At 74.6% G+C, this 20,336-nt stretch carries 20 protein-coding genes; 11 read left to right on the top strand and 9 right to left on the bottom strand.

The genetic code is table 11. The features are described 5' to 3' along the window. Positions 1 to 16: 16 nt before the first annotated feature. The 3 genes from ACYVJ0_RS07620 to ACYVJ0_RS07610 all read left to right on the top strand — a co-directional run bounded on the left by ACYVJ0_RS07620 (position 17) and on the right by ACYVJ0_RS07610 (position 2,441). Positions 17 to 901: a tryptophan-rich sensory protein gene (locus tag ACYVJ0_RS07620; protein WP_449855105.1), complete on the top strand. Its 885-nt coding sequence runs from the start codon at positions 17 to 19 to the stop codon at positions 899 to 901. A gap of 143 nt (positions 902 to 1,044) precedes the next feature. Beyond that, positions 1,045 to 1,782 carry a LysR substrate-binding domain-containing protein gene (locus ACYVJ0_RS07615; protein ID WP_449855106.1) on the top strand — a complete coding sequence of 246 codons (738 nt, stop codon included), beginning with the start codon at positions 1,045 to 1,047 and terminating at the stop codon, positions 1,780 to 1,782. A gap of 122 nt (positions 1,783 to 1,904) precedes the next feature. Further along, positions 1,905 to 2,441, top strand: a complete 537-nt coding sequence (locus tag ACYVJ0_RS07610) for a hypothetical protein (protein ID WP_449855107.1) — start codon at positions 1,905 to 1,907, stop codon at positions 2,439 to 2,441. Between the two features lie 49 nt (positions 2,442 to 2,490). Here ACYVJ0_RS07610 and ACYVJ0_RS07605 read toward each other — a convergent pair whose 3' ends face one another. Then, positions 2,491 to 2,949, bottom strand: a complete 459-nt coding sequence (locus tag ACYVJ0_RS07605) for a transferase (protein ID WP_449855108.1) — start codon at positions 2,947 to 2,949, stop codon at positions 2,491 to 2,493. A 105-nt stretch (positions 2,950 to 3,054) separates the two neighbouring features. Between ACYVJ0_RS07605 and ACYVJ0_RS07600 the strand changes: the two genes are divergently transcribed. After that, positions 3,055 to 3,699 carry a YitT family protein gene (locus tag ACYVJ0_RS07600; protein WP_449855109.1) on the top strand — a complete coding sequence of 215 codons (645 nt, stop codon included), beginning with the start codon at positions 3,055 to 3,057 and terminating at the stop codon, positions 3,697 to 3,699. A 6-nt stretch (positions 3,700 to 3,705) separates the two neighbouring features. Here ACYVJ0_RS07600 and ACYVJ0_RS07595 read toward each other — a convergent pair whose 3' ends face one another. Together ACYVJ0_RS07595 and ACYVJ0_RS07590 are read right to left on the bottom strand one after the other, a co-directional pair. Next, complete coding sequence (locus tag ACYVJ0_RS07595; protein ID WP_449855110.1) at positions 3,706 to 4,485, bottom strand: DNA-formamidopyrimidine glycosylase family protein; 780 nt, start codon at positions 4,483 to 4,485, stop codon at positions 3,706 to 3,708. A 15-nt stretch (positions 4,486 to 4,500) separates the two neighbouring features. Further along, entirely contained in the window at positions 4,501 to 9,255 is a 4,755-nt protein-coding gene (locus ACYVJ0_RS07590; protein ID WP_449855111.1) for an Lhr family ATP-dependent helicase, read from the bottom strand. Between the two features lie 97 nt (positions 9,256 to 9,352). On the opposite strand from ACYVJ0_RS07590, the gene ACYVJ0_RS07585 reads away from it, so the two are divergent. Next, entirely contained in the window at positions 9,353 to 9,658 is a 306-nt protein-coding gene (locus ACYVJ0_RS07585) for a hypothetical protein (protein ID WP_449855112.1), read from the top strand. On the opposite strand, the gene ACYVJ0_RS07580 is transcribed toward ACYVJ0_RS07585, so the two are convergent. After that, a complete protein-coding gene (locus tag ACYVJ0_RS07580) occupies positions 9,649 to 10,302 on the bottom strand; it encodes an alpha/beta hydrolase (protein ID WP_460817034.1) in 654 nt (217 codons plus the stop codon). The genes ACYVJ0_RS07585 and ACYVJ0_RS07580 overlap by 10 nt on opposite strands. Before the next feature lie 175 nt (positions 10,303 to 10,477). Here ACYVJ0_RS07580 and ACYVJ0_RS07575 point away from each other — a divergent pair, with 175 nt between their 5' ends. After that, a complete protein-coding gene (locus tag ACYVJ0_RS07575; protein ID WP_460817032.1) occupies positions 10,478 to 11,107 on the top strand; it encodes an NUDIX hydrolase family protein in 630 nt (209 codons plus the stop codon). Positions 11,108 to 11,204: 97 nt separating this feature from the next. Here the strand turns inward: ACYVJ0_RS07575 and ACYVJ0_RS07570 are convergent, their stop codons facing one another. Then, entirely contained in the window at positions 11,205 to 12,275 is a 1,071-nt protein-coding gene (locus ACYVJ0_RS07570) for a threonine aldolase family protein (protein ID WP_460817031.1), read from the bottom strand. A 119-nt stretch (positions 12,276 to 12,394) separates the two neighbouring features. Here ACYVJ0_RS07570 and ACYVJ0_RS07565 point away from each other — a divergent pair, with 119 nt between their 5' ends. The 4 genes from ACYVJ0_RS07565 (at position 12,395) to ACYVJ0_RS07550 (ending at position 16,662) form a co-directional block, all read left to right on the top strand. Further along, a complete protein-coding gene (locus tag ACYVJ0_RS07565; RefSeq protein ID WP_460817029.1) occupies positions 12,395 to 13,573 on the top strand; it encodes a sensor histidine kinase in 1,179 nt (392 codons plus the stop codon). Further along, the gene (locus ACYVJ0_RS07560) at positions 13,570 to 14,256 is read left to right on the top strand and encodes a response regulator (RefSeq protein WP_460817027.1); all 687 of its coding nucleotides are present in this window, start codon (positions 13,570 to 13,572) and stop codon (positions 14,254 to 14,256) included. The genes ACYVJ0_RS07565 and ACYVJ0_RS07560 overlap by 4 nt, the downstream gene beginning before the upstream one ends. A 163-nt stretch (positions 14,257 to 14,419) precedes the next feature. Beyond that, entirely contained in the window at positions 14,420 to 15,211 is a 792-nt protein-coding gene (locus tag ACYVJ0_RS07555; RefSeq protein ID WP_460817025.1) for an ABC transporter ATP-binding protein, read from the top strand. After that, positions 15,208 to 16,662 carry an ABC transporter permease gene (locus ACYVJ0_RS07550; protein ID WP_460817023.1) on the top strand — a complete coding sequence of 485 codons (1,455 nt, stop codon included), beginning with the start codon at positions 15,208 to 15,210 and terminating at the stop codon, positions 16,660 to 16,662. The genes ACYVJ0_RS07555 and ACYVJ0_RS07550 overlap by 4 nt, the downstream gene beginning before the upstream one ends. 6 nt (positions 16,663 to 16,668) lie before the next feature. Here the strand turns inward: ACYVJ0_RS07550 and ACYVJ0_RS07545 are convergent, their stop codons facing one another. Continuing rightward, positions 16,669 to 17,166: a hypothetical protein gene (locus ACYVJ0_RS07545; protein ID WP_460817021.1), complete on the bottom strand. Its 498-nt coding sequence runs from the start codon at positions 17,164 to 17,166 to the stop codon at positions 16,669 to 16,671. A 155-nt stretch (positions 17,167 to 17,321) separates the two neighbouring features. On the opposite strand from ACYVJ0_RS07545, the gene ACYVJ0_RS07540 reads away from it, so the two are divergent. After that, the gene (locus ACYVJ0_RS07540) at positions 17,322 to 17,921 is read left to right on the top strand and encodes a 2-phosphosulfolactate phosphatase (protein ID WP_460817020.1); all 600 of its coding nucleotides are present in this window, start codon (positions 17,322 to 17,324) and stop codon (positions 17,919 to 17,921) included. 245 nt (positions 17,922 to 18,166) lie between these two features. On the opposite strand, the gene ACYVJ0_RS07535 is transcribed toward ACYVJ0_RS07540, so the two are convergent. The 3 genes from ACYVJ0_RS07535 to ACYVJ0_RS07525 form a co-directional block, all read right to left on the bottom strand. Continuing rightward, the gene (locus tag ACYVJ0_RS07535) at positions 18,167 to 18,655 is read right to left on the bottom strand and encodes a SprT-like domain-containing protein (protein ID WP_460817018.1); all 489 of its coding nucleotides are present in this window, start codon (positions 18,653 to 18,655) and stop codon (positions 18,167 to 18,169) included. 48 nt (positions 18,656 to 18,703) lie between these two features. Next, positions 18,704 to 19,228, bottom strand: coding sequence for a hypothetical protein (locus ACYVJ0_RS07530; RefSeq protein ID WP_449855123.1), 525 nt, complete (start codon positions 19,226 to 19,228; stop codon positions 18,704 to 18,706). Between the two features lie 185 nt (positions 19,229 to 19,413). Then, positions 19,414 to 20,274: a spermidine synthase gene (locus tag ACYVJ0_RS07525; RefSeq protein ID WP_449854557.1), complete on the bottom strand. Its 861-nt coding sequence runs from the start codon at positions 20,272 to 20,274 to the stop codon at positions 19,414 to 19,416. Between the last annotated feature and the right edge of the window lie 62 nt (positions 20,275 to 20,336).

Genomic DNA, 20,336 nt, shown 5'->3' with positions numbered 1-20,336 from the left:
TGCGGAGAGTGGAGGCATGCATCCTCTCGAGAAGGCGAGGCGAGCCGACGTGAGCGATCCGCACGAGCGGTCCGTGCCGTCCCCGGCAGGGGAGAGCCGCCACCGCGACGGCCTGCGGCAGGTCGTCGTCGCGATCTGCGTCGTCGCCGCGATCGCCGCGGGCTTCCTCGGCTCCGGGGCGGCGGGCGGACGGTCGGTCGCCGAGACGCAGGGCGGCGCGCTCGGACCGGCCGGATCGCTGCTCGCGCCCGCGACGCCCGCGTTCATGATCTGGACGCCCCTCTACGCCGGGCTGGTCGCGTACGCCGTCTGGCAGGCACTGCCCGCCCAGCGGCACGATCCGCGGCACCGCGCAGCGGGGTGGTGGCTCGCGGCCGTCGCCGCGCTGGAGGGGCTGTGGATCCTCGCCGCGCAGCTGCTGCCGCTGTGGACCACCGTGGTCGTGATGGCACTGCTCGTCGGGGCCGCGTATCGGGCATTCCGCGGCGCGGCGACGACGCGGCGGCGCCAGAGCCTGCTCGGCGGTCTGCTGCTCGACGGGCTCGCGGGCGCGCATCTGGGCTGGGCGCTGGCGGCCGGTGTCGCGAACGCGGCGGCGTGGATCGCGGCGCTGAACCTGGGCGGCTGGGCGGGCGACGGCGGCGGCGTGCTGGCGCTCGTGGCCGTGTGCGCCGCGGGCATCGCCGTCTCGGCGCGCAACAGCTGGGCGGTCGCGATGCCGCTCGCCATCGCGTGGGGCACGGTGTGGATCGCCGTCGAGCGGCTCACCGGCGAGCCGCGCAGCGTTCCCGTCGCCGTTGCGGCGCTCGCCGCGGCCGCGCTGCTCACGGCGGTCTGCGTCGCGATGCGCGTCGTGATGCTGCGTGCCGGGCGCGACGGCGCGCCGGGCGCCGAGGCGTAGCGGCGGGCGCGCGGCCCCGCGGAGGAGAACGGTCGCACCGGAGGAGCGATGGGCCGATCCGGTCCTCCGCTGGCGCCGTTCTCCTCCGGACCGCAGCCGTGCCGCCCGGCGGGTGCCGGACGGGGCGCGGGTAGCCTTGCCGTATGGCCAAGGGCAGCGCGGGAGGCGGTCGCCGCGGCGGCGCCAGGGCGCCCCGCGGGGGACGGCCCCAGCCCACGCGTGCGCCCCGCGCCCCGAGCCCGGCCCCCCGCCGGCAGGCGGCGGACACCCCGGCGGCGCCCGAGCCCCGGGTCTTCCGGCTCGGCGTCATCCCCGGCGCCATGCCGGGCAAGTGGATCGAGCGGTGGCGGGAGCGCATGCCGCACGTCGCGCTCGAGCTCGTGCCGATCGCCGTCGCGGACCAGCGCGCGGCGCTGGACGACGGGCACGTCGACGCCGCGCTCGTGCGCCTGCCGCTGGCCGGGGATGCGGACGCCGTGCACGCGATCCGGCTCTACGACGAGACGCCCGTGGTGGTCGCCGGGCGGGACTCCTCGCTCCTGGCCGCCGACGAGCTGCACCCGGACGATCTGGAGGGCGAGGTGCTCGTGACGCCCGCCGACGATGTGCTCGGCCCGCTCGCCCTGCCCATCGTGGCGCCGCGCTTCGACGCTCCGGAGACGACGGAGGACGCCATCGCGATCGCCGCGACGGGGGTGGGGGTGGTGGTCGTCCCGCTCTCGCTGGCGCGCCTGCACCACCGCCGCGACGTGGACCACCGCGCGCTCGTAGGCGGCCCCGAGAGCACGGTGGCGCTGGCGTGGCGGCGGGACCGCGATTCCGACGACGTCCAGACGTTCGTGGGCATCACCCGCGGGCGCACCGCGCGCTCGTCGCGCTGAACGACCGCGTCACCGGCCGACGAGCCGCGGCCTCGACCGGTCCGAGCGGACCGTGGGATCTCGCTCGGCGGGTCCGGATGTCACGGGGGCTTGGTATCCTCGCGGTGCGAGGAAGAGGTGCCATGGCGACTCACGGTGAGAAGAAGCGGCGGGGCGCAAAGCTGCTCACGGTGTTCGGCATCGTGCTCATCGCCGCGGGAGCGGTGATGATCGGCACGTACGCCGTCATGCCAGAAGAGAGCGCGCGGGTGTACGGCGCGCTCAAGACCAAGGTCACGAGCACCGTCGACGAGGTCAAGGAAGAGGTCTTCGAGGAACTGCCGACGGTGCGAATCGGGGTCGTCGGCGGCCGGCACGAGCTCGACCTCTGCGATGGCACGTTCACCGTCATGAGCTCGTACGAGCGCGAGGGTGTGCCAGAGACGGCGGCCGCGCACAACAACTGCGGCGGCGACGTGCTGCTCGGCTGGGAGCAAGGGCAGCGGATTCGGATCGAGGGCCGCGACCAGGTCTACGAGGTCGTCGACATCCGGTACACGTCCAAGATCTGGTCGAGCACGGCCGACCTCGTCGGCCTCGGCGGTGAACTCGCGCTGCAGTCCTGCTTCTACGGCGAGGACCGCATGAAGTTCGTCGGCCTCGCCCCGGTCGATTCCTGACGCGCGTCAGGAGCGATCGATTCCTGACCGCCGTCGGTCCTGACGCGCGTCAGGCCGCGAGCAGGAAGCCGCGGCGGTCGGTCTTGACCCGCGCGCCGTCGGCGATGGACTCGTCGTCGCGGATGATCGCGCCGTCGGGGATGAGCGCCTCGGCGCCGATGTGCGAGCGCACGCCGATGTGGGCGTGCGAGCCGATCACGGCGTTCGGGCCGATCTGCGCGTTGGCGTCGATGATGGCGCCGGGGCCCACCTGCGCGCCGGGCTCGATCCACGCGCCCCGCGCGACGCGCGCGCCCGCGGCGATCCGCGCGCCCGGCTCGATGTAGGCGCCCGACTCGACGCGCGCCTCGGGGTGCACCTTGGCGCCGTGCGCGACGAGTCCTCGGCCGTTCACGTGCTTGCGGTAGCGCAGCGTCTCGCCGCGCTCGTTCTCGATGTCGACGTAGTTCTTGCCCACGATGTCCCTCCGCGGCCAGCGGTTGTGGCCGCCATTCCCCACCAACACCATGCCTCCCCGGGCTATTCCCGAGCGGGGAGCTTGCTCCACGTGCGCTGTGCCCGGTGCCCCTGACGCCGGATCGCGGTCGGGTCGCGGGCCTTCTATCGTTGACGGGTGACCGGATCATCCACCCCCGATCAGAAGCAGGTCGTCTTCGAGTGGGAGCAGACGCGCCACACGCTCGCGGAGGACGTGCTCGGCATCGTCACGGGCACGTTCGTCGTGGCCTTCGGGCTGCACCTGCTGAAGGCGGTGGGGGCCGTCACCGGCGGCACGGCGGGGCTCGCGCTGCTCATCGACCAGCTCTCGGACGTGCCGTTCTGGCTCATCTTCGCCCTCGTGAACGCCCCCTTCGTCGCCCTCGCGCTGTGGAAGAAGGGTGCGCGCTTCACGGTGCTCACGGCGATCTGCGTGGGCGGCGTGGCCGCACTCTCGGCCGTGAACGTCGCCTGGGTCCCCGTCTCTGGCCTGCAGCCGGTCTACGCCGTGCTGGGCGGCAACCTGCTGGTCGGGGTGGGGCTGCTCATCCTGTTCCGCCACGGTGCGAGCGTGGGAGGGGTGAACATCGTCGCGATCCTCGTGCAGGACCGCACCGGCTTCCGTGCGGGGTGGACGCAGATGATCGTCGACGTGCTCATCGTCGTCGCGGCGTTCTTCGCGGTGGACTGGCGCATGGTGCTGCTCTCGGCCGCCGGCGCCGTCGTGCTCAACCTCGTGCTCGCGCTGAATCACCGCCCCGGCCGCTACATCGGGCACTGAACCGGATCAGGCCGCCGGCTGGCACACCGGGCACCAGTACACGACGCGCTCGCTCGCGGGGGTCGCGCCGAGGGCGCCGCGCCGGATCGGCGTGCCGCACCGGCGGCACGGGCGGTGCTCGCGGCCGTACACCCAGCGCTCCTGCCCGCGCCGCGCGACGCCGGTGAAGATGCGCACCGGCAGGTCGACGTTGCGCCGGATGGTGCGGGCGCCGAGCTCGAGCAGGGCGACGGCGTCGACAGCCGTCGCGGGCGTCTCGGGGTGCACGCCGCGCAGGAACAGCAGCTCGCTCGCGTACTCGTTGCCGAACCCGGCGACGTGGCGCTGATCCTGCATCGCCACGTGGATCGGGCGAGGATCGGCGGCCACGTTCGCCGCGGCGAGGGCGAGGTCCCAATCGGGCCCGAGCGGATCGGGGCCGAGATGGCCGACGACGCGGTGCTCATCGCGCGTCGGCATCACCTCGACCATCGCCAGGTCGAAGCCGACCGCCTCGGCGCCGCGCACCCCGACGACCGCGCGCGCCCGGAACGCGGGGCGCGGCCAGCGCTCGCCCTCGCGCAGCACCCACCACTCGCCCTCCATCTTGAGGTGCGAGTGCAGGGTGGCATCGCCGATCCGGTGCAGCAGGTGCTTGCCGCGCGCGACGACCTCGCGCACGGTGCTGCCGCGCAGGTCGGCGGTGGCGGACGCGGGCACGCGGATGTCGAATCGCGTCACCTCCCGGCCCGCGAGCGCGGCGTGCATCCGCCGCGCCGCGCGGTGCACGGTGTCGCCCTCAGGCACGATCCGGCCCGCGCGTCATGGCCGGGCCCGCCGCAGGGTGAGGCCGCGCGGCGACTCGACGAAGCCGGCGGCGCGCAGCGCCCGCCCCAGCGGCGCCGTGTACACGAACTCGCCGTTGGCCTGCTCGACCGTGAGCGTCTCGAGCCGCCGGGCGCGGGCCGTGGCCGCGAGGTCGGCGCACGCCGCCGCGACGCGCTCCTCGTCGTCGTCGAACACGAGCGCCGTGCGGCCCCCGCGCTCGAGGTACAGCACGAGCGCGCCGTCGAGCAGCACGACGAGGCCGCCCGCCTTGCGGCCCGGCCGGTGCCGCACGCCCTCGAGCGCCGGCCAGGGCAGCGCGGCGCCATACGGGTTCGCCGGATCGGTCGCGGCGAGCGTGACGGCCCGCATCGGCGCCGGATCGGGCAGGCCGGCGAACGTGCGGAGGCGGTCGATCGTGGGCGACGTGGCGAACTGCGCCGCGCCGAGACGTTCGATGAGGTAGCCGCGGCGGCAGTGGCCGGCCTGCTCCAGCCCCGCGAGCGTGCGGTAGGCCTGCGCGAAGCCGCCCGGTACGCCCTCGTTCTGCACGGCGCCGCGCGTGACGACGCCGTGCCGGTCGAGCAGGATCGACGCGGTCGCGGCGGCCCGCACGGTCGCGTCCGCCTCGGGCGCGGGCAGCACCGACCATCGGCCGCCGACGAGGGGCCGCGGGGCCTGCGGGCGCGCGGCCGCGCCGCGGTACATCCGGCTGCGCGGGGCGCGGCGCTGGGCCCGGTGCGCCTGCGAGCCGCCGCCCAGCAGCGTGCGGATCGGCGAGAACGTGTCGTTCGTGACGCGCCCCGCCCACACGAGGCCCCACAGCGCGTCGACCACCGCCGTCTTCGATACGGCGGCCGCATCGGCGTCGGGCATGCGGGCGCGGGCCATCTCGGCCAGCTGCGGCGCGAAGTACGCCCCGCCGAACGAGAGGATGCCGAGGATCCGCCCCTCCAGCGAGTCGGGGTCGACCTCGCCCTCGGGCTCGGGCAGCGTGACCGGCGCGGCATCGGCGGGGTGCAGCGCGATCCAGCCGTCGCGCCCCGGCAGGGCGCCGTGCCCCGACCACACCACCTCGCCCGTCGCGGTGAGCTCGTCGAGCATCGCGGGTGCGTAGTCGCGCACGCGCGAGGGCAGCACGAGTGACTCCCACGCGCTGGCGGGGATCGGCACCCCCGCCAGCTGCTCGACCGCGGCGAGCACGCCGTCGATGCCCTCGAGGGGCCGCGTGAGGTGCTGCCAGTCGGGCAGGAACCGCGCGTACGCCTCGGGCGAGACGGGCTCCACGCTGCCGCGCAGCGCGGCGAGGGAGCGCATCCGGATGCGGCGCAGCGCCTCGGCGTCGCACCACTCGCTCTCGTCGAGCGCGCCGCGGCCCTCGGGCAGGAAGAAGCCGCTCGACAGGCGGCCCTGCTGCTCCAGGCGCTGCAGCGTGTGGCGCGCCACCGCGGTGCCGATGCCGAGCCGCGCCGCCACCGCCTCCGTGGTGAACGGACCGTGCGTGCGGGCGTAGCGCGAGACGAGGTCGCCGAGCGGATCGGCCACGGGCTCGAGGAACGCCACCGGCACGCCGACGGGCAGCGCGGCCCCGAGCGCATCGCGCAGCCGGCCGGCGTCCTCGATCGCCGCGAAGCGCGGCACCCCGGCGATGGTCACGGGGATCGCCCGGCGCGCGTCGACGAGCGCGGCGAGATGGGTGGCGGCGCGGGCGACGTGCGGCCCTGGTTTCGACTCGTCGCTTCGCTCCTCGCTCAACCCGTCTCGGCTCGCTTCGCTCGCTCGACGACCCATGTCGGGGTCGTCGACGGGAGCGGCGGAGCCGCGGAGCGGAGACGGGTCGAGCGCAGGCGCGTCAGCGCCGGAGTCGAGGCCTGCGGGTGCCCCCTCCGGCTCGAGCCGCGCGGCGACCTCCTCGACCGAGAGGGGGCCGAGCACGCGCAGCAGATCGGCCACGCCCTCCGCGCCGCGCGCGCGGCGGTCGGGCGCGAGGCGCTGCTGCTCGGCCTCGTACTGCGCGATCACGTCGGGATCGAGCAGCTCGCGCATCTCCACGCGGCCCAGCAGCTCGCTCAGCAGCGAAGGATCGACCGACAGCGCGGCCGCGCGGCGCTCGGCCAGCGGCGAGTCGCCCTCGTACATGAACGCGCCGACGTAGCCGAACAGCAGGTCGCGCGCGTAGGGCGACGGCTGCGCGGTCTCGGTCTCGACGATCCGGATCCGCCGCTCCTGGATGCCGCGTGCGAGCCGCGTCAGCGCGGGCAGGTCGTAGACGTCCTGCAGCACCTCGCGCAGCGTCTCGAGGATGATCGGGAAGGTCGGGTGCCGGCGCGCGACCTCGAGCAGCTGGGCCGAGCGCTGGCGCTGCTGCCACAGGGGCGTGCGGCGGCCCGGGTTCATGCGGGGCATGAGCAGCGCGCGGGCCGCGCACTCGCGGAAGCGCGCGGCGAACAGCGCCGAGCCGCCCACCTCGTCGGTGACGATCTGCTCCAGCTCCTCGGGCTCGAAGACGAACAGCTCGGCCCCCGGCGGATCCGACTCGGCGTCGGGGATGCGCGCGATGATGCCGTCGTCGCTCGCGACCGCCGATCCGTCCACGCCCAGGCGTTCGCGGATGCGCGCGTTGACCGCGAGCGCCCACGGCGCGTGCACGTGCATGCCGTACGGGGAATGCAGGATGATCCGCCAGTCGCCCACCTCGTCGCGGCCGCGCTCCACCGTGAGCAGGCGATCGGTGGGGATCGATCCGGTGGCCTCCTTCTGCTCCTCGAGGTAGGCGAGCAGGTTCTCGATCGCCCGCTCGTCGAGGCCGGCTTCGCGCAGGCGGTCGACCGCCTTCTCGCGCGGCGACGCCGCCAGCTCGCGCGACATGGCGCCGAGCGCCTCGCCCAGCTCGGCCGGGCGTCCCAGCCCGTCGCCGTGCCAGAACGGCACCTTGCCCGGTTGCCCGAACGCCGGCACGACGTTGACGCGGTCGTGCGTGATCTCGACGATCCGCCAGCTCGTGGTGCCGAGCGTGAAGACGTCGTTCACCCGCGACTCGTAGACCATCTCCTCGTCGAGCTCGCCGACGCGCGCGCCCGTCGACTCGCCTGCGACGAACACGCCGAACAGGCCGCGGTCGGGGATCGTGCCGCCGCTCGTCACGGCGAGGCGCTGCGATCCCGGGCGCCCCTCGATCGTGCCGGCGTCGCGGTCCCACACGAGCCGGGGTCGCAGCTCGGCGAACTCGTCGGACGGGTAGCGGCCGGCCAGCAGGTCGAGGGTCGCCTCGAAGGCGCCGCGCGGCAGCGTGCGGAACGGCGCCGAGCGGCGCACGGTCTCGAACCACGCCTCGACCTCCACGGGGCCGAGCGCCGTGGCCGCCACCGTCTGCTGGGCGAGGATGTCGAGCGGGTTCTGCGGGATCGAGATCGCCTCGATCCGGCCCGACAGCATCCGCTCGGTGACGATCGCGGTGTGCAGCACGTCGGCGCGGTGCTTGGGGAACAGCGCGGCGCGGCTGATCTCGCCGACCTGGTGGCCCGCGCGACCCACGCGCTGCAGGCCGCTGGCCGCGCTCGGCGGGGCCTCCACCTGGATGACGAGGTCGACCGCGCCCATGTCGATGCCGAGCTCGAGGCTGCTCGTCGCCACGACGCAGCGCAGCGCGCCCGACTTGAGCTCCTCCTCGACCTGCGCGCGCTGCTCCTTCGACACCGAGCCGTGGTGCGCCTTCGCCAGGATCGCCGCGACGCCCGCCGTCGCGCCCGCCTGCGCCATCATCGCGGCCGGCACGGTGGGCGCGGGCACCTCGATCCCCACCCGCTCGGCGTAGATCTCGTTCAGCCGCGCCGTGAGGCGCTCGGCGAGCCGGCGGGAGTTGGCGAACACGATCGTCGAGCGGTGCTGCAGGATGCGGTCGACGATCGCCTCCTCCACATGCGGCCAGATCGATCCGGTCATCTCGGTCGACTCGGGCGGCCGGAACCACTCCTCCTCGCCGTCCTCGGGCGCGGGCGCGGCGCCGGCGGCGGGCGGCGGGTTCTGCATGTCGTCGACCGGCACGGTCACCCGCAGGTCGAAGGTCTTCGACGCGCGCGGCGCGACGATGTCGACGGGTGCGGATCCGCCCAGGAACCGCGCGACCTCGTCGATCGGGCGCACGGTGGCCGACAGTCCGATCCGCTGCGCCGGCGCGTCGAGCAGCTCGTCGAGCCGCTCGAGCGAGACCGCCAGGTGCGCCCCGCGCTTGGTCGCCGCCACGGCGTGCACCTCGTCGACGATGACGGTGTGCACCCCGCGCAGCGTCTCGCGTGCCTGACTCGTGAGCATGAGGTACAGCGACTCGGGCGTCGTGATGAGGATGTCGGGCGGGTTGCGCACGAGCTTCTGCCGCTCGGACGACGGGGTGTCGCCCGAGCGCACGCCCACCGACACCTCGGGCGTCGGGATGCCGAGACGGCGCGCGGCCTGCGAGATGCCGACGAGGGGCGAGCGCAGGTTGCGCTCCACGTCGACGCCGAGCGCCTTCAGGGGCGAGACGTACAGGATCCGCGACGAGCGCCGCTCGGGCGCCGGCTCGCGGAAGACGCGATCGATCGCCCACAGGAACGCCGAGAGCGTCTTGCCCGATCCGGTCGGTGCGACGACGAGGGCGTGGCGGCCGCCGGAGATCGCCTCCCACGCCCCGCGCTGCGCGTCGGTGGGCGCGGGGAACGCGCCGCGGAACCAGTCCCGCGTCGCCTCCCCGAACCGCTCGAGCACGTCCGCCATGCCTCCATCCTGCCGCCGATCTCCGACATCCGGCCCGTCACCCGGATCCGTCGCGCGGGGGAGGTGCCGGTCGCGGGCGGCGCGTACCGTGGCGTGCATGAGCGACGAGCGTGGCGGGCTCCAGCCCAACTGGGGCGTGGGCGTGGCCCTCGGCATCGGGATCGGGTTCGCGCTGGGACTGGCACTGGAGAACTTCGCGATCGGCGTCTCGATCGGCATCGCGTTCGGCGTCTCGATGGCGTTCGCGTCCGGCACGCGGCCCGACGACGAGTCCGACGGCCCGGATGCGGCGGGACCCGACTCCGATCCGGAGCCGGGCGAGGGATCGGCCCCCGAGGCCGACGACCCCGCGCCCGGCACCCCCGCGGACGAGGACGGACCGGAGAGCCCGGCTCAGTCCTGATCAGCGAGCGCCGTCAGCTGCTTCTCGAGGAAGACGCGCACGTCGCCCAGCTCCTGCTCGGCCACGGCGTGGGCGAGGCCGGGGTAGATCCGGCCCACGAGGTCGGTGTGGGCGGGCAGCCAATCGGTGGTGTGCACGACGAGCGCCTCGGGGATGACCGTGTCGGCGGTGCCGCGGCCCCAGAACACGGGCGGCCGGGCCTCGGCGAGGGTCGCGTCGCCCGCGAGGGCGCCCGGGGCGACGTAGCCGGAGAGGTTCACGGCGAAGGCGAAGCGCGCGGGCGTGAGGCGCAGGGCCTGCAGCGCCACGGCCCCGCCCTGCGAGAAGCCCAGCAGCCCGACGGGTCCGTCGTGGCCGGTGCCGTCGAGCCACTCGAGGAAGCGCACGGCCGCCTGCGTCACGGCCTCGGGATCCCGCGCCCCCTCGCCCTCCAGCGCGTACCAGGCGTGGCCGGGCGTGGGCCACGGCGGCTCCATCGGCGCGCGGACCGAGGCGACGACGAAGGCGTCGGGCAGCTGGCGCGCGAGCGCGAACAGGTCGCGCTCGTCCGAGCCGTAGCCGTGCAGCAGCACGAGCAGCGGCCGGCCGTCGCGGTCGCCGCGCCACAGCACGGCCGCGTCGTCGAGGGCGGGGATCAGCGGCATGCGTCCATCTTGCCGCGCGCCGGATCAATGCGCGCAGCGCGTTGATGCGGCGCGGGGGCAACACTGAGCGACGAGCGAAGCGAGGAGTCGAAGTGTCAGAGTCCGGATCGATCGGATCCCTCCACACCCGGCCGCGGGGAGCGCGCCGAGCGGATCGGGCGGGTATACAGGACACATGCCGGTACGCACCCCCGATCCCGACGACCTGCCCGAGGACCCGACGCCCTCGGGGCCGATCAACCTCGACACGGGCGCGATCCGGCTGCCGGGCATGCCAGGCCCCGCGAAGAACCCCGCGTGGCTCAGCGACATCGAGCTCGCCGAGATCCGCCGCCGCCTGCCGATCCTGTACGTCGAGGGCGTGCCCGTGCGCACGGACGGCACGGGGCAGGTGACGCAGGTCGGCATCCTGCTGCGCGCGTCGCCGGTGGGCGAGATCCTGCGCACGATCGTGTCGGGGCGCGTGCGCTACGGCGAGTCGGTGCGCGACGCCCTCTTCCGCCACCTCGAGAACGACCTCGGGCCCATGGCCTTCCCGCTGCTGCCCCCGTCGCCCGTGCCGTTCACGGTGGCGGAGTACTTCCCGATGCCCGGCGTCAGCCAGTTCCACGATGACCGCCAGCACGCTGTCTCGCTCGCCTTCGTCGTGCCCGTGACGGGCACGTGCGAGCCGCGGCAGGACGCGCTCGAGGTGACGTGGCTCTCGCCCGAGGAGGCGGCGTCCGAGACGGTGGCCGCCGAGATGGAGGGCGGCCGCGGCGCCCTCGTGCGCATGGCGCTCGCGAGCGTCGGCGCCCTGCGCTGACCGTCCCTCCATTTCCCGAGACAGCTTCTGCGCGCCGAGACAGCGTGCAGACGCCGCTGTCTCGGCGCGTACTTGCTGTCTCGCGGGAGAGAGCGGGTCAGAGCGCGGCGGTCTCCGACTTCAGGGCCGCGACGAGCGCGTCGACGTCGGACTCCTGGGTGTCGAAGCTGCACATCCAGCGCACCTCGTTCTTCGTGGCGTCCCAGTCGTAGAAGCGGAAGTGCTGCCGCAGCCGGTCGGCCACGCCGTCCGGCAGCGCCACGAAGACCCCGTTGACCACGGTCGGCTGCGTCAGGCGGGTGCCGCGGATCGAGCCGTCGGCGATGCCCGCCTCGACGAGCGAGCTCAGGCGCGCGGCCATCGCGTTCGCGTGGCGGGCGTTGCGGAGGTAGAGGTCGCCCTCGTAGAGCGCGATGAGCTGGGCCGAGAGGAAGCGCATCTTCGACGCGAGCTGCATGTCGAACTTGCGCACGTACGTCACACCCTCCGCGGCGCTCGGCTCGATGACGACGACGGCCTCGGCGCCGAGCGCGCCGTTCTTCGTGCCGCCCAGGCTCAGCACGTCCACGCCCGCGTCGGTCGTGAAGGCGCGCAGCGGCACGCCCAGCGCGGCCGCCGCGTTGCTGATCCGCGATCCATCCATGTGCACGCGCATGCCGAGCGCGTGCGCGTGCTCGGCCACCGCGCGGACCTCGTCGGGCGTGTAGAGCGTGCCGAACTCCGTCGACTGCGTGATCGAGACGACCAGCGGCTGCGCGCGGTGCTCGTCGCCCCAGCCCCACGCCTCGCGGTCGAGCAGCTCGGGCGTGAGCTTGCCGTCGTCGGTCGGCACGCTCAGGATCTTGATGCCGCCCACGCGCTCGGGGGCGCCGCCCTCGTCGGTGTTGATGTGCGCCGAGGCGGGCGCGACGACCGCGCCCCAGCGCGGCAGCATCGCCTGCAGGCCCACGACGTTCGCGCCCGTGCCGTTGAACACGGGGAAGCCCTCGACCCCCTCGCCGAAGTGCCCCACGAGCACCTCCTGCAGCCGCGCCGTGTAGGCGTCGTCGCCGTAGGCGACCTGGTGCCCGTCGTTCGCCGCGGCGATGGCCGCGAGCACCTCGGGGTGGACCCCGGAGTAGTTGTCGGAGGCGAACGAGCGGACGGAGGTGTCATGCAGCGGGGTCACCGCTCCAGCGTAGATCCGCGGGCGATCACCGGATGACGCCGCCGGGGGCGCCGCGCGGCACGCGGGATACATCCTTGGGATGATGTGCGGCCGACCCGGCTGGCATAGCGTGGACCGTCGTGATCCGTCAGCTCTTCCGCCCCCTCTCCACCGCCCAGATCGTGGTCGACGTGGTGCTGGCCGTCGGGTTCTTCCTGCTGTTCGGGCTCGTCACCCTCGCGCCGGAGCAGTCGTGGATCCTCGCGGTGATCACGGGCGTGTTCATGGCGGGCGCTCTGGCGGTGCGACGGCTGTCCCCCGGGCTGGCGCTCGCGATCGCCTGGGTCGGCGCGATCGTGCAGATGGCGTCGGCGCTCACGCCGCTGCCCAGCAACCTCGCGATCTTCGGTGTGCTGTACGTGACGGCGGCCTACGGATCGCGGGCCGTGATGTGGACGGGATTCGCGTCGGCGATCGGCGGCGCACTCACGATCACCGGCTATCTGCTGCTCATGCCGGGGATGTTCGGCGGCCCCGACACGTTCGTGAGCCCCATGGCCGCCGCGGTCGTGAGCGCCTCGATCCTGGCCGCCGCGCTGTTCTCGCTGCTGCTGTCGTGGACGGCGGGCGCGCTCGTGCGCGCGAGCATCCGGGCGCGAGAGAACCGCGAGGCCCAGCGCCGCGCCGAGCTCGAGGCCGCGTCGGAGCAGGAGCGGGGCCGCATCGCCCGGGACATGCACGACGTCGTCGCGCACTCGCTCGCCGTGGTCGTGGCCCAGGCCGACGGCGCGCGCTACGCCGCCGCGGCCGATCCGGCGGCCGCGACCGAGGCGCTGCGCACCATCAGCCAGACCGCGCGGGCCGCGCTTTCGGACGTGCGCATGCTGCTCACGCAGCTGCGGCATCGCGAGGCCGAGGGGCCGCAGCCGACCCTCGCCGACCTCGAGCAGCTGTTCGCCCAGGTGCGGGCCGCCGGCATCGAGATCGCCGTCGACGTCGATCCGGCGCCGCCCGCCGACATCCCCGCCTCGGTGCAGCTGGCCGTGTACCGCATCCTGCAGGAGGCGCTCACGAACGCGCTGCGGCACGGCGACCGCGCGGGCGTGGACGTGCGCCTGTCGTGGTGGCCGGATCGTGTCGCCTTCCGGGTGACGAACGGCATTTCGGAGGGCGGATCGGAGCGGGGCGACGGCACGCCCGGGCACGGGCTCATCGGCATCCGCGAGCGCGCGCAGCTGGTGGGTGGGCGCGCGGACGCGGGTGCGCAGGGCAGTACGTTCGTGGTGGCGGGCGAGCTGCCGATCGGAGGGGGCGCATGAGCGAGCAGACCGCGGCGGGCGAGCAGGCCGGGGCGCGGCAGGACCGGCCGATCCGGGTGGTGCTCGTCGACGACCAGGCACTGTTCCGCGCCGGCGTGCGGATGCTGCTCACCTCGCAGCCCGACCTGGAGGTCGTGGGCGAGGCCGGCGACGGCCGCGAGGGCGTCGAGGTGGTGCGCCGCACGCGCCCGGACGTCGTGCTCATGGACATCCGCATGCCCGTGATGGACGGCCTGGCCGCCACGGCCGAGCTGCTGCAGGACGCACGGGCGCCGCGGATCGTGATGCTCACGACCTTCGACCTCGACGAGGCCGCCGCGCGCGCGATCCGCCAGGGCGCCAGCGGCTTCCTGCTGAAGGACGCCGATCCCGAGTTCCTGCTCGCCGCGATCCGCTCGGTGCACGCCGGGTCGGAGGTGATCGCGGCCTCGGCGACGCGCGCGCTGTTCGCGCACTTCGCCGAGCCCGCCCGCCCGGTCCCGCCGGCGTACGAGGAGCTCACCGACCGCGAGAAGGAGATCTTCGCGCTCGCCGCCCGCGGCCTCAGCAACGGCGAGATCGCGGCGCGCGAGTACCTCAGCGAGTCGACCGTGAAGACGCACGTCAGCCGCATCCTCACCAAGCTCGGCCTGCGCGACCGCGTGCAGCTGGTGGTGTTCGCGTTCGAGCACGGCCTCGTCTGACTCCCCCCTCCTGCCCGCGAACCCGCGCTCGATCCGCGAGCCCGCGCCCGATCCGGGGCGGGTTCGGCGAACGAGCGCGGGTTCGCGGATCATCCTCGCGATGTACGCGGATGAGCCTGGCGGGCGATGACCGCGAGGGGGCGTCGTCCGTAGCGTCGAGGGCATGGAGATCAGCACCAGCGAGCTGGGCCTCGCGGCCCGGGTGACGCACCTGTCCAAGACGTTCGGATCGGGCGACGGCGCCGTGCGCGCGCTCGACGACGTGAGCGTCGGCATCCGCCGCGGCCAGTTCACGGCCATCATGGGCCCGAGCGGATCGGGCAAGTCGACGCTCATGCACATCATGGCGGGCCTCGACGCCCCCACGGGCGGCCGCGCCTGGATCGGCGACACCGAGATCACCGGCATGCGCGATGCCGAGCTGACGATCCTGCGCCGGCGCCGCGTGGGCTTCGTCTTCCAGTCGTTCAACCTCGTGCCCACCCTCGACGTGCGCGGCAACATCCTGCTGCCGTTCGACCTCGACGGCCGCCGGCCGACCGGGGCGGAGCAGGCGCGGATCGACGGGCTCATCGAATCGCTCGGGCTCGGCCCGCGGCTCGCCCACCGGCCCCACGAGCTCAGCGGCGGTCAGCAGCAGCGCGTGGCGATCGCCCGCGCGCTCGCCACGGCGCCCGACCTCGTCTTCGCCGACGAGCCCACCGGCGCGCTCGACTCGCGCACCGGCCGCGAGGTGCTCGCGCTGCTGGCCACCGCCAGCCGCGAGCACGGCCAGTCGATCGCGATGGTGACGCACGATCCGATCGCCGCCGCGCACGCCGACCGCGTCCTCTTCCTGGGCGACGGCCGGATCGTGGCCGACAAGCCGCGTCAGAGCCCCGAGCAGATCTCCGCCCACATGCTGTCGGCCGAGACGCCCGCGGGCGCGGGAGCCGGTGCGGGGGTGGCCGCGTGAGTGCCGTCGCGGCCGGCGCGGCCCTCGCCCCCGCGCGGCGCCGATCCTTCGCCTTCCTCGCCGAGCGCGGCATGGGGGCGAGCGTGCTCGTCGCCGGGCTCTCGACGGCGTTCGGGGCGGTGCTGCTCTCGACGACCGGCTACCTCGCAGCGCTGCTGACCGACACGTTCCCCGACAGCGGCACGCTCGTCGTGATGATCGGGATCCTCAGCGTCATCTTCATGATCATCGCGATGTACGTGGGCGCGATCGTGACGTCCAACACCTTCGCCACGATCGTGGCGGGTCGCACGCGCCGGATCGCCCTGATGCGGCTGATCGGGGCGTCGGCGCGCTCGCAGCGGGCCGAGGTGGCCGGTCAGGGTCTCGTGGTCGGGATCATCGGCGCCGTGCTCGGCGCGCTCGCCGGCACGCTGCTGTCGGCCGCCGGGGTGGCGCTCGCCACGCGGCTACTCGACGTGCCCGATGTCGCGTACGGCGTGGTGCAGCCCTGGCTCGCGCTGCCCGCCGTCGCGGTGGCGCTCACGACGTGGGCGGCGGCCTGGACCGGATCGCGCCGCGTGCTCGCCGTCACGCCGCTGCAGGCGCTGGGCGGCTCGGTGGAGCGCACGGCCGACCGGGCGCGCGGCGGCGTGGGGCGCAACGTCGGCGCGCTCGTCCTGCTCATCGCCGGCGGGGCGCTGCTCGCGATCGGCGTGGCGCTCGGGCTCGTCACGCCGCTCGCGATCCTCGTCTCGTTCGTCGGCGGGCTCCTGTCGTTCACCGGGCTCGTGCTCGGCTCCACGCTCGTGATGCCGCCCGTGCTGCGGCTCGTCGGTCGCGCCTTCGGCGGCTCGGCCCCGGCGCGCTTGGCCGCCGAGAACGCCCTCCGGTACCCGGAGCGCTCGAGCCGCATGGCCATCGGCGTCGTCGTCGGCGTCACGCTCGTGACCATGTTCGCCGTGGCGTCCGAGTCGGCCAAGGCCGTCATGATCGCCAACTCCGGCGGCGCCATGGCCGACGACTTCTCCGCCGCGATGGACATGTTCTCCGGCGTCATGATGGGGCTCGTCGCGGTCTCGGCCGTGATCGCCGCCGTGGGGCTCGTCAACCTGCTGACGATCGGCGTCGTCCAGCGCCGCACCGAGCTCGGGCTGCTGCGGGCGCTCGGCCTGTCGAACCCGCAGGTGCGCCGGATGGTGCTGCTCGAGGCCGCGCACATCACGATCGCGTCGCTCGCCCTGGGGCTCGCGCTCGGCATCGCCTACGGGTGGGCGGCTGCGCAGTCGCTGCTCGGCTCCATCTCCACATCGCTGGGGGCGCCCGCCGGCGCGCTCGTCCCGCCCGCCGTGCCGTGGCTGCCCATGGCGATCGTCGTGGCGGCCACGGCCGTGCTCACCCTCGTGGCCTCCGTCGGTCCCACCCGCCTGGCCACGCGCGTCGCCCCGGTCGAGGCGCTCGCCGCCGACTGAGGTCGCTCACTCCTCCGATGCCGGCGGCTCGTACGCCCACGTGGGGGCGAGCCGCCGCAGGTGGGCGCCGCGCCACTGCCACAGCGTCCACAGCGCCGGCCAGTACAGCGGGGCGACGGCGCCGCCGATGACGAGCCGCTCGCGCCACAGCGTGCGCACCGCATCGCCGGGGGCCGGCGAGACCGCCATCTGGTGATCCCACACGTCCAGCGCCGCGAGCGGTCCGGTGAGCGGGATGCCCGAGTCGCGCAGGATCCGCACGGGGCCGCGGGAGTCCTCGGTGGCGCGCTCGGAGATCGTGATGAGGTGGGTGCCGAGGCGCAGGGGCCCGGCGGCGTACCGGATCGGCGCGTCGGTGCCCGAGCGCCACTGCGTCGGCAGCGCCGCGAGCGGCTCGATCGACAGCAGCGGCCCGTGCATCTCGCCGAGGGCACGCGGCGAGTGCAGCGCCCGCCAGGCGGCGTCGGCGTCGCAGTCGAGCACGCGCTTGAGCAGGATCCGCATGCCGCCAGTGTGCCACCGCGCCCGCCGTGGCGATCCGTCCTCGCTCCGAGATGAGGGGAATCGTCCGAGACAAGGGCGGATCGGCGGATCCGGTCGTGTTTCGGACCGTTTCCCTCGGGTCGGCACCGGGGGCGGCGGCCTCCTACGCTGAGAGCGTGAGTGCGTTCGATCAGGGCAGGTATCAGGTTCGGCTCGACTGGGGCGTCGCGGGCATCGGGCGCCTCGCCCCGGCCGACGTGTACGTCGTGGTGGACGCGCTCGGCACGCTGAGCGGGGCGTTCGACGGGACCGGGCCGGATGAGGGACTCGCGCTCGCCGGCGACGACGGTGCCAGGGCGCTGGCGGCGGCCGCCGCGATCGACCCGGCGCCGCTCGTGCTCTTCGCCGGGCTGCGCAACGCCACCGCGACCGCCCGCGCCGTGTACGACGAGCAGAACCGCCGCGCGGCGCGCACGAGCGTCGCGCTCGTGCCGGCGGGGCACGCCGGGCGCGTGACGGTGGAGGATCAGCTGGCCGCCGGTGCGGTGGCCGACGCGCTGTCGGCGCTCGGGATCGACCACTCGGCGCCCGACGTCGCCGTGGCGGCCGAGTCGTTCCGCGGCCTGCGGCGCGCGGTGAAGCACCTGCTCACGGCGAGCGCCACGGGCCTCGTGCTCGAGGAGGCCGGCGCCCGCGACGCCGTGCTCGCGGCGGCGCGGATCGACGACGTCGACACGGTGCTCCGCTACGCCGACGGCGAGCTGCGGGCGGTCTGAAACGCGGGCGTCCTCTTTTTCGTCTGCGCGCGCTCGGGCGCCCGCTGTGCGGGCGCCGCTCGCGTGCTCGCGCCGGCGCGGTCAGCGCCGGCGAGGCGGCGCTTCGCGCCGCGGTGCGGCCGCATCGGCGGCCGCACGCTCGCGCTCCGCGCTCGCCCCGGGTCAGTCGAGGGGCGTCGCTGGATCGACTGCTGAGCGGAGCGCCGCACGCCCGGAGATGAAGCGACCACCGCGACCGCTCGCCGTCAGCGGGGCGTGAGGGCCGCGCGGCGGGCGGCGGCGGTGATCTCGCGGTGCTCCCAGCGGAACAGGTAGCGGCGGTCGAAGCGCGGCGAGCACTTCACGCACGAGGCCGGGCGCGTGGGCTTGCGGTGCCGGTACGCCGTGTGGCCGGCGGGGCACACGCCCACCCACGGCGCCAGCTCGGTCGCGGTCTCGCCGTCGTGCGTCGTGCCGCCGACGTAGCCCAGGCCCCGCGCGATCCGCTTCCACTCCCTGCCGTGCCCCGCCGCCGGACCCGCGAGCGCGTGCGCGACCTCGTGCAGCAGCGTCTGGTGGTTGGTGTCGTCGTCGTACCGCGCCGCGAGGTAGCGCGAGACGGAGATCCGCTTGCGCGCGTAGTCGCACAGGCCCGCGCGGCGCTTGGCGTTGTCGAACGCGAACGTCCACGAGGCGTCCAGATGCAGGCGGATGAGGGCATCCGCCCACACCTTCACGCGATCCAGCTCCGACACGAGATCAGCGTATGCCGGGCCGCCGACATACGGGCGGATCGCGCCGGATCAGCTGGCGAGCGAGTGACCGCGGCGGCGCTCGGCGGCCTCGACCATCGACATGGCCACCTCGAGCTGCGTCTCGTCCGCGCCGAGATCCTGCCGCAGGAACAGCACGCGCTTGAAGTCGGAGCGCGCGCCGGCGAAGTCGCCCGCGTCGAAGCGGGTGCGGCCGCGGTGCTGCAGCGCGAAGGCCGTGATGCCCGGCCACTCCTGGCCCTCCGCCTCCTCGGCACACGTCGACAGCTCGAACTCGGCGGCGGCGTGCGCGCCGCGCTCGGTCAGCACGGAGGCGTGCAGGATGCGCGCCCGCAGCAGGTCCTTGCGGGTTCCGGCCATGCGGGCCACCCGCACCGACTGCTCGGACAGGTCGAGCGACTCGTCCAGCTCGCCCAGCACCTTGAGCAGCCACACGCGCTCGAGCAGCGCGGGCAGGCTGCGCTGGTGCCCGATCTCGCGCAGCCGCTCGCGGCACGCCGCGATGTCGACGATCTCGCGCAGGGTCTCGGGGTCGTATCCCTGGATGTAGCTCAACGCCTCGCTCCCTTCGCGCGCTTCGGTCCTCCCAGTGTGCGGGAGCAGGTCCGGCGCCGTGGCAGGGCACGCGGCATGCCGCGAATCCGGCCCGGTCCGTAGCCTCCGCGAACCCGCGCCCGATCCGCGAGCCCGCGCCGGATCGGGCGCGGGCTCGGCGAACGAGGGCGGGTTCGGCGAAACCGTCAGCGGTCGAAGAGGGACCAGGACGGGCGGGGGGAGTCCGTCGCGTCGCCGTCGACGGCCGGGCGCGCGTCGGCGATGAAGCGGTCCAGCTCCTCGCCGTGGGCGACCTTCGCGGGGTGGGGGCCGGCGGCCATCAGGCGCGGCAGCCACTCCACCGGCAGCGGGCGCGCGGAGGCGGCCATCACGAGGTTCCCGAACCGGCGGCCCTTGAGCACCTGCACCTCGGCGAGCACGGCGAGCTCGGGCAGCACCCGGCGGATGGTCGCCGCCTGGCGCCGCGCGAACGCGAGTCCCGCGCCGTCGGCCGCGTTCACGAGCAGCACGCCCGTCGGCGCGAGCAGCCGCGCGGCCTCGCGGTAGAACTCCACGGTCGTCAGGTGCGCCGGCGTCTGCGCTCCCGAGTACACGTCCGAGACGAGCAGATCCACCGAGCCGTGCATCCCCTGCGGCAGCCGCGCCAGCCCCTCGCGCGCGTCGCCGATCCGGATGCGGATGGCCGCCCCGCGCGGCAGCGGCAGCGATTCCCGCACGAGATCCACGAGCGCCGGTTCGAGCTCGATCACCTGCTGCCGCGATCCCGGCCGCGTCGCCTCGATGTACCGCGGGATCGTCAGGCCGCCGGCGCCCAGGTGCACCGCCGTGAGCGGCCCGCCCGGAAGCAGGTCGATGACGGCGCCCATGCGCGCCACGTACTCGAAGTGCAGGTGCGTGGGATCGTCCGGGTCCACGTGCGACTGCGGGGTGCCGTCCACGTCGACCTCGTAGCCCGCCGCGTACTCGCTCGGCAGGATCCGCGCGATGCGCCCGTCCGACAGCCGCGCCGTCGGCACCTCCCGATCCGTCCCTCGCTGTCGTCCCACGGCTCGAGCGTACGTCGCCCAGGCTCGTCCGATCCGCGGCCCCGGTTCGAGCGGGGATCCCG

It is taken from the genome of Microbacterium petrolearium (genome assembly GCF_054782875.1).
Note: the sequence above shows the minus strand (reverse complement) of the source record. Positions and strands in the feature narration are given on the sequence as shown.

Coding starts and splice junctions, on each gene's coding strand:
- ACYVJ0_RS07560 (WP_460817027.1), top strand. CDS start 13,570: ATGAGCGAGCAGACCGCGGCGGGCGAGCAGGCCGGGGCGCGGCAGGAC.
- ACYVJ0_RS07575 (WP_460817032.1), top strand. CDS start 10,478: ATGCCGGTACGCACCCCCGATCCCGACGACCTGCCCGAGGACCCGACG.
- ACYVJ0_RS07615 (WP_449855106.1), top strand. CDS start 1,045: ATGGCCAAGGGCAGCGCGGGAGGCGGTCGCCGCGGCGGCGCCAGGGCG.
- ACYVJ0_RS07545 (WP_460817021.1), bottom strand. CDS start 17,166: ATGCGGATCCTGCTCAAGCGCGTGCTCGACTGCGACGCCGACGCCGCC.
- ACYVJ0_RS07590 (WP_449855111.1), bottom strand. CDS start 9,255: ATGGCGGACGTGCTCGAGCGGTTCGGGGAGGCGACGCGGGACTGGTTC.
- ACYVJ0_RS07555 (WP_460817025.1), top strand. CDS start 14,420: ATGGAGATCAGCACCAGCGAGCTGGGCCTCGCGGCCCGGGTGACGCAC.
- ACYVJ0_RS07605 (WP_449855108.1), bottom strand. CDS start 2,949: ATGGTGTTGGTGGGGAATGGCGGCCACAACCGCTGGCCGCGGAGGGAC.
- ACYVJ0_RS07610 (WP_449855107.1), top strand. CDS start 1,905: ATGGCGACTCACGGTGAGAAGAAGCGGCGGGGCGCAAAGCTGCTCACG.
- ACYVJ0_RS07620 (WP_449855105.1), top strand. CDS start 17: ATGCATCCTCTCGAGAAGGCGAGGCGAGCCGACGTGAGCGATCCGCAC.
- ACYVJ0_RS07585 (WP_449855112.1), top strand. CDS start 9,353: ATGAGCGACGAGCGTGGCGGGCTCCAGCCCAACTGGGGCGTGGGCGTG.
- ACYVJ0_RS07580 (WP_460817034.1), bottom strand. CDS start 10,302: ATGCCGCTGATCCCCGCCCTCGACGACGCGGCCGTGCTGTGGCGCGGC.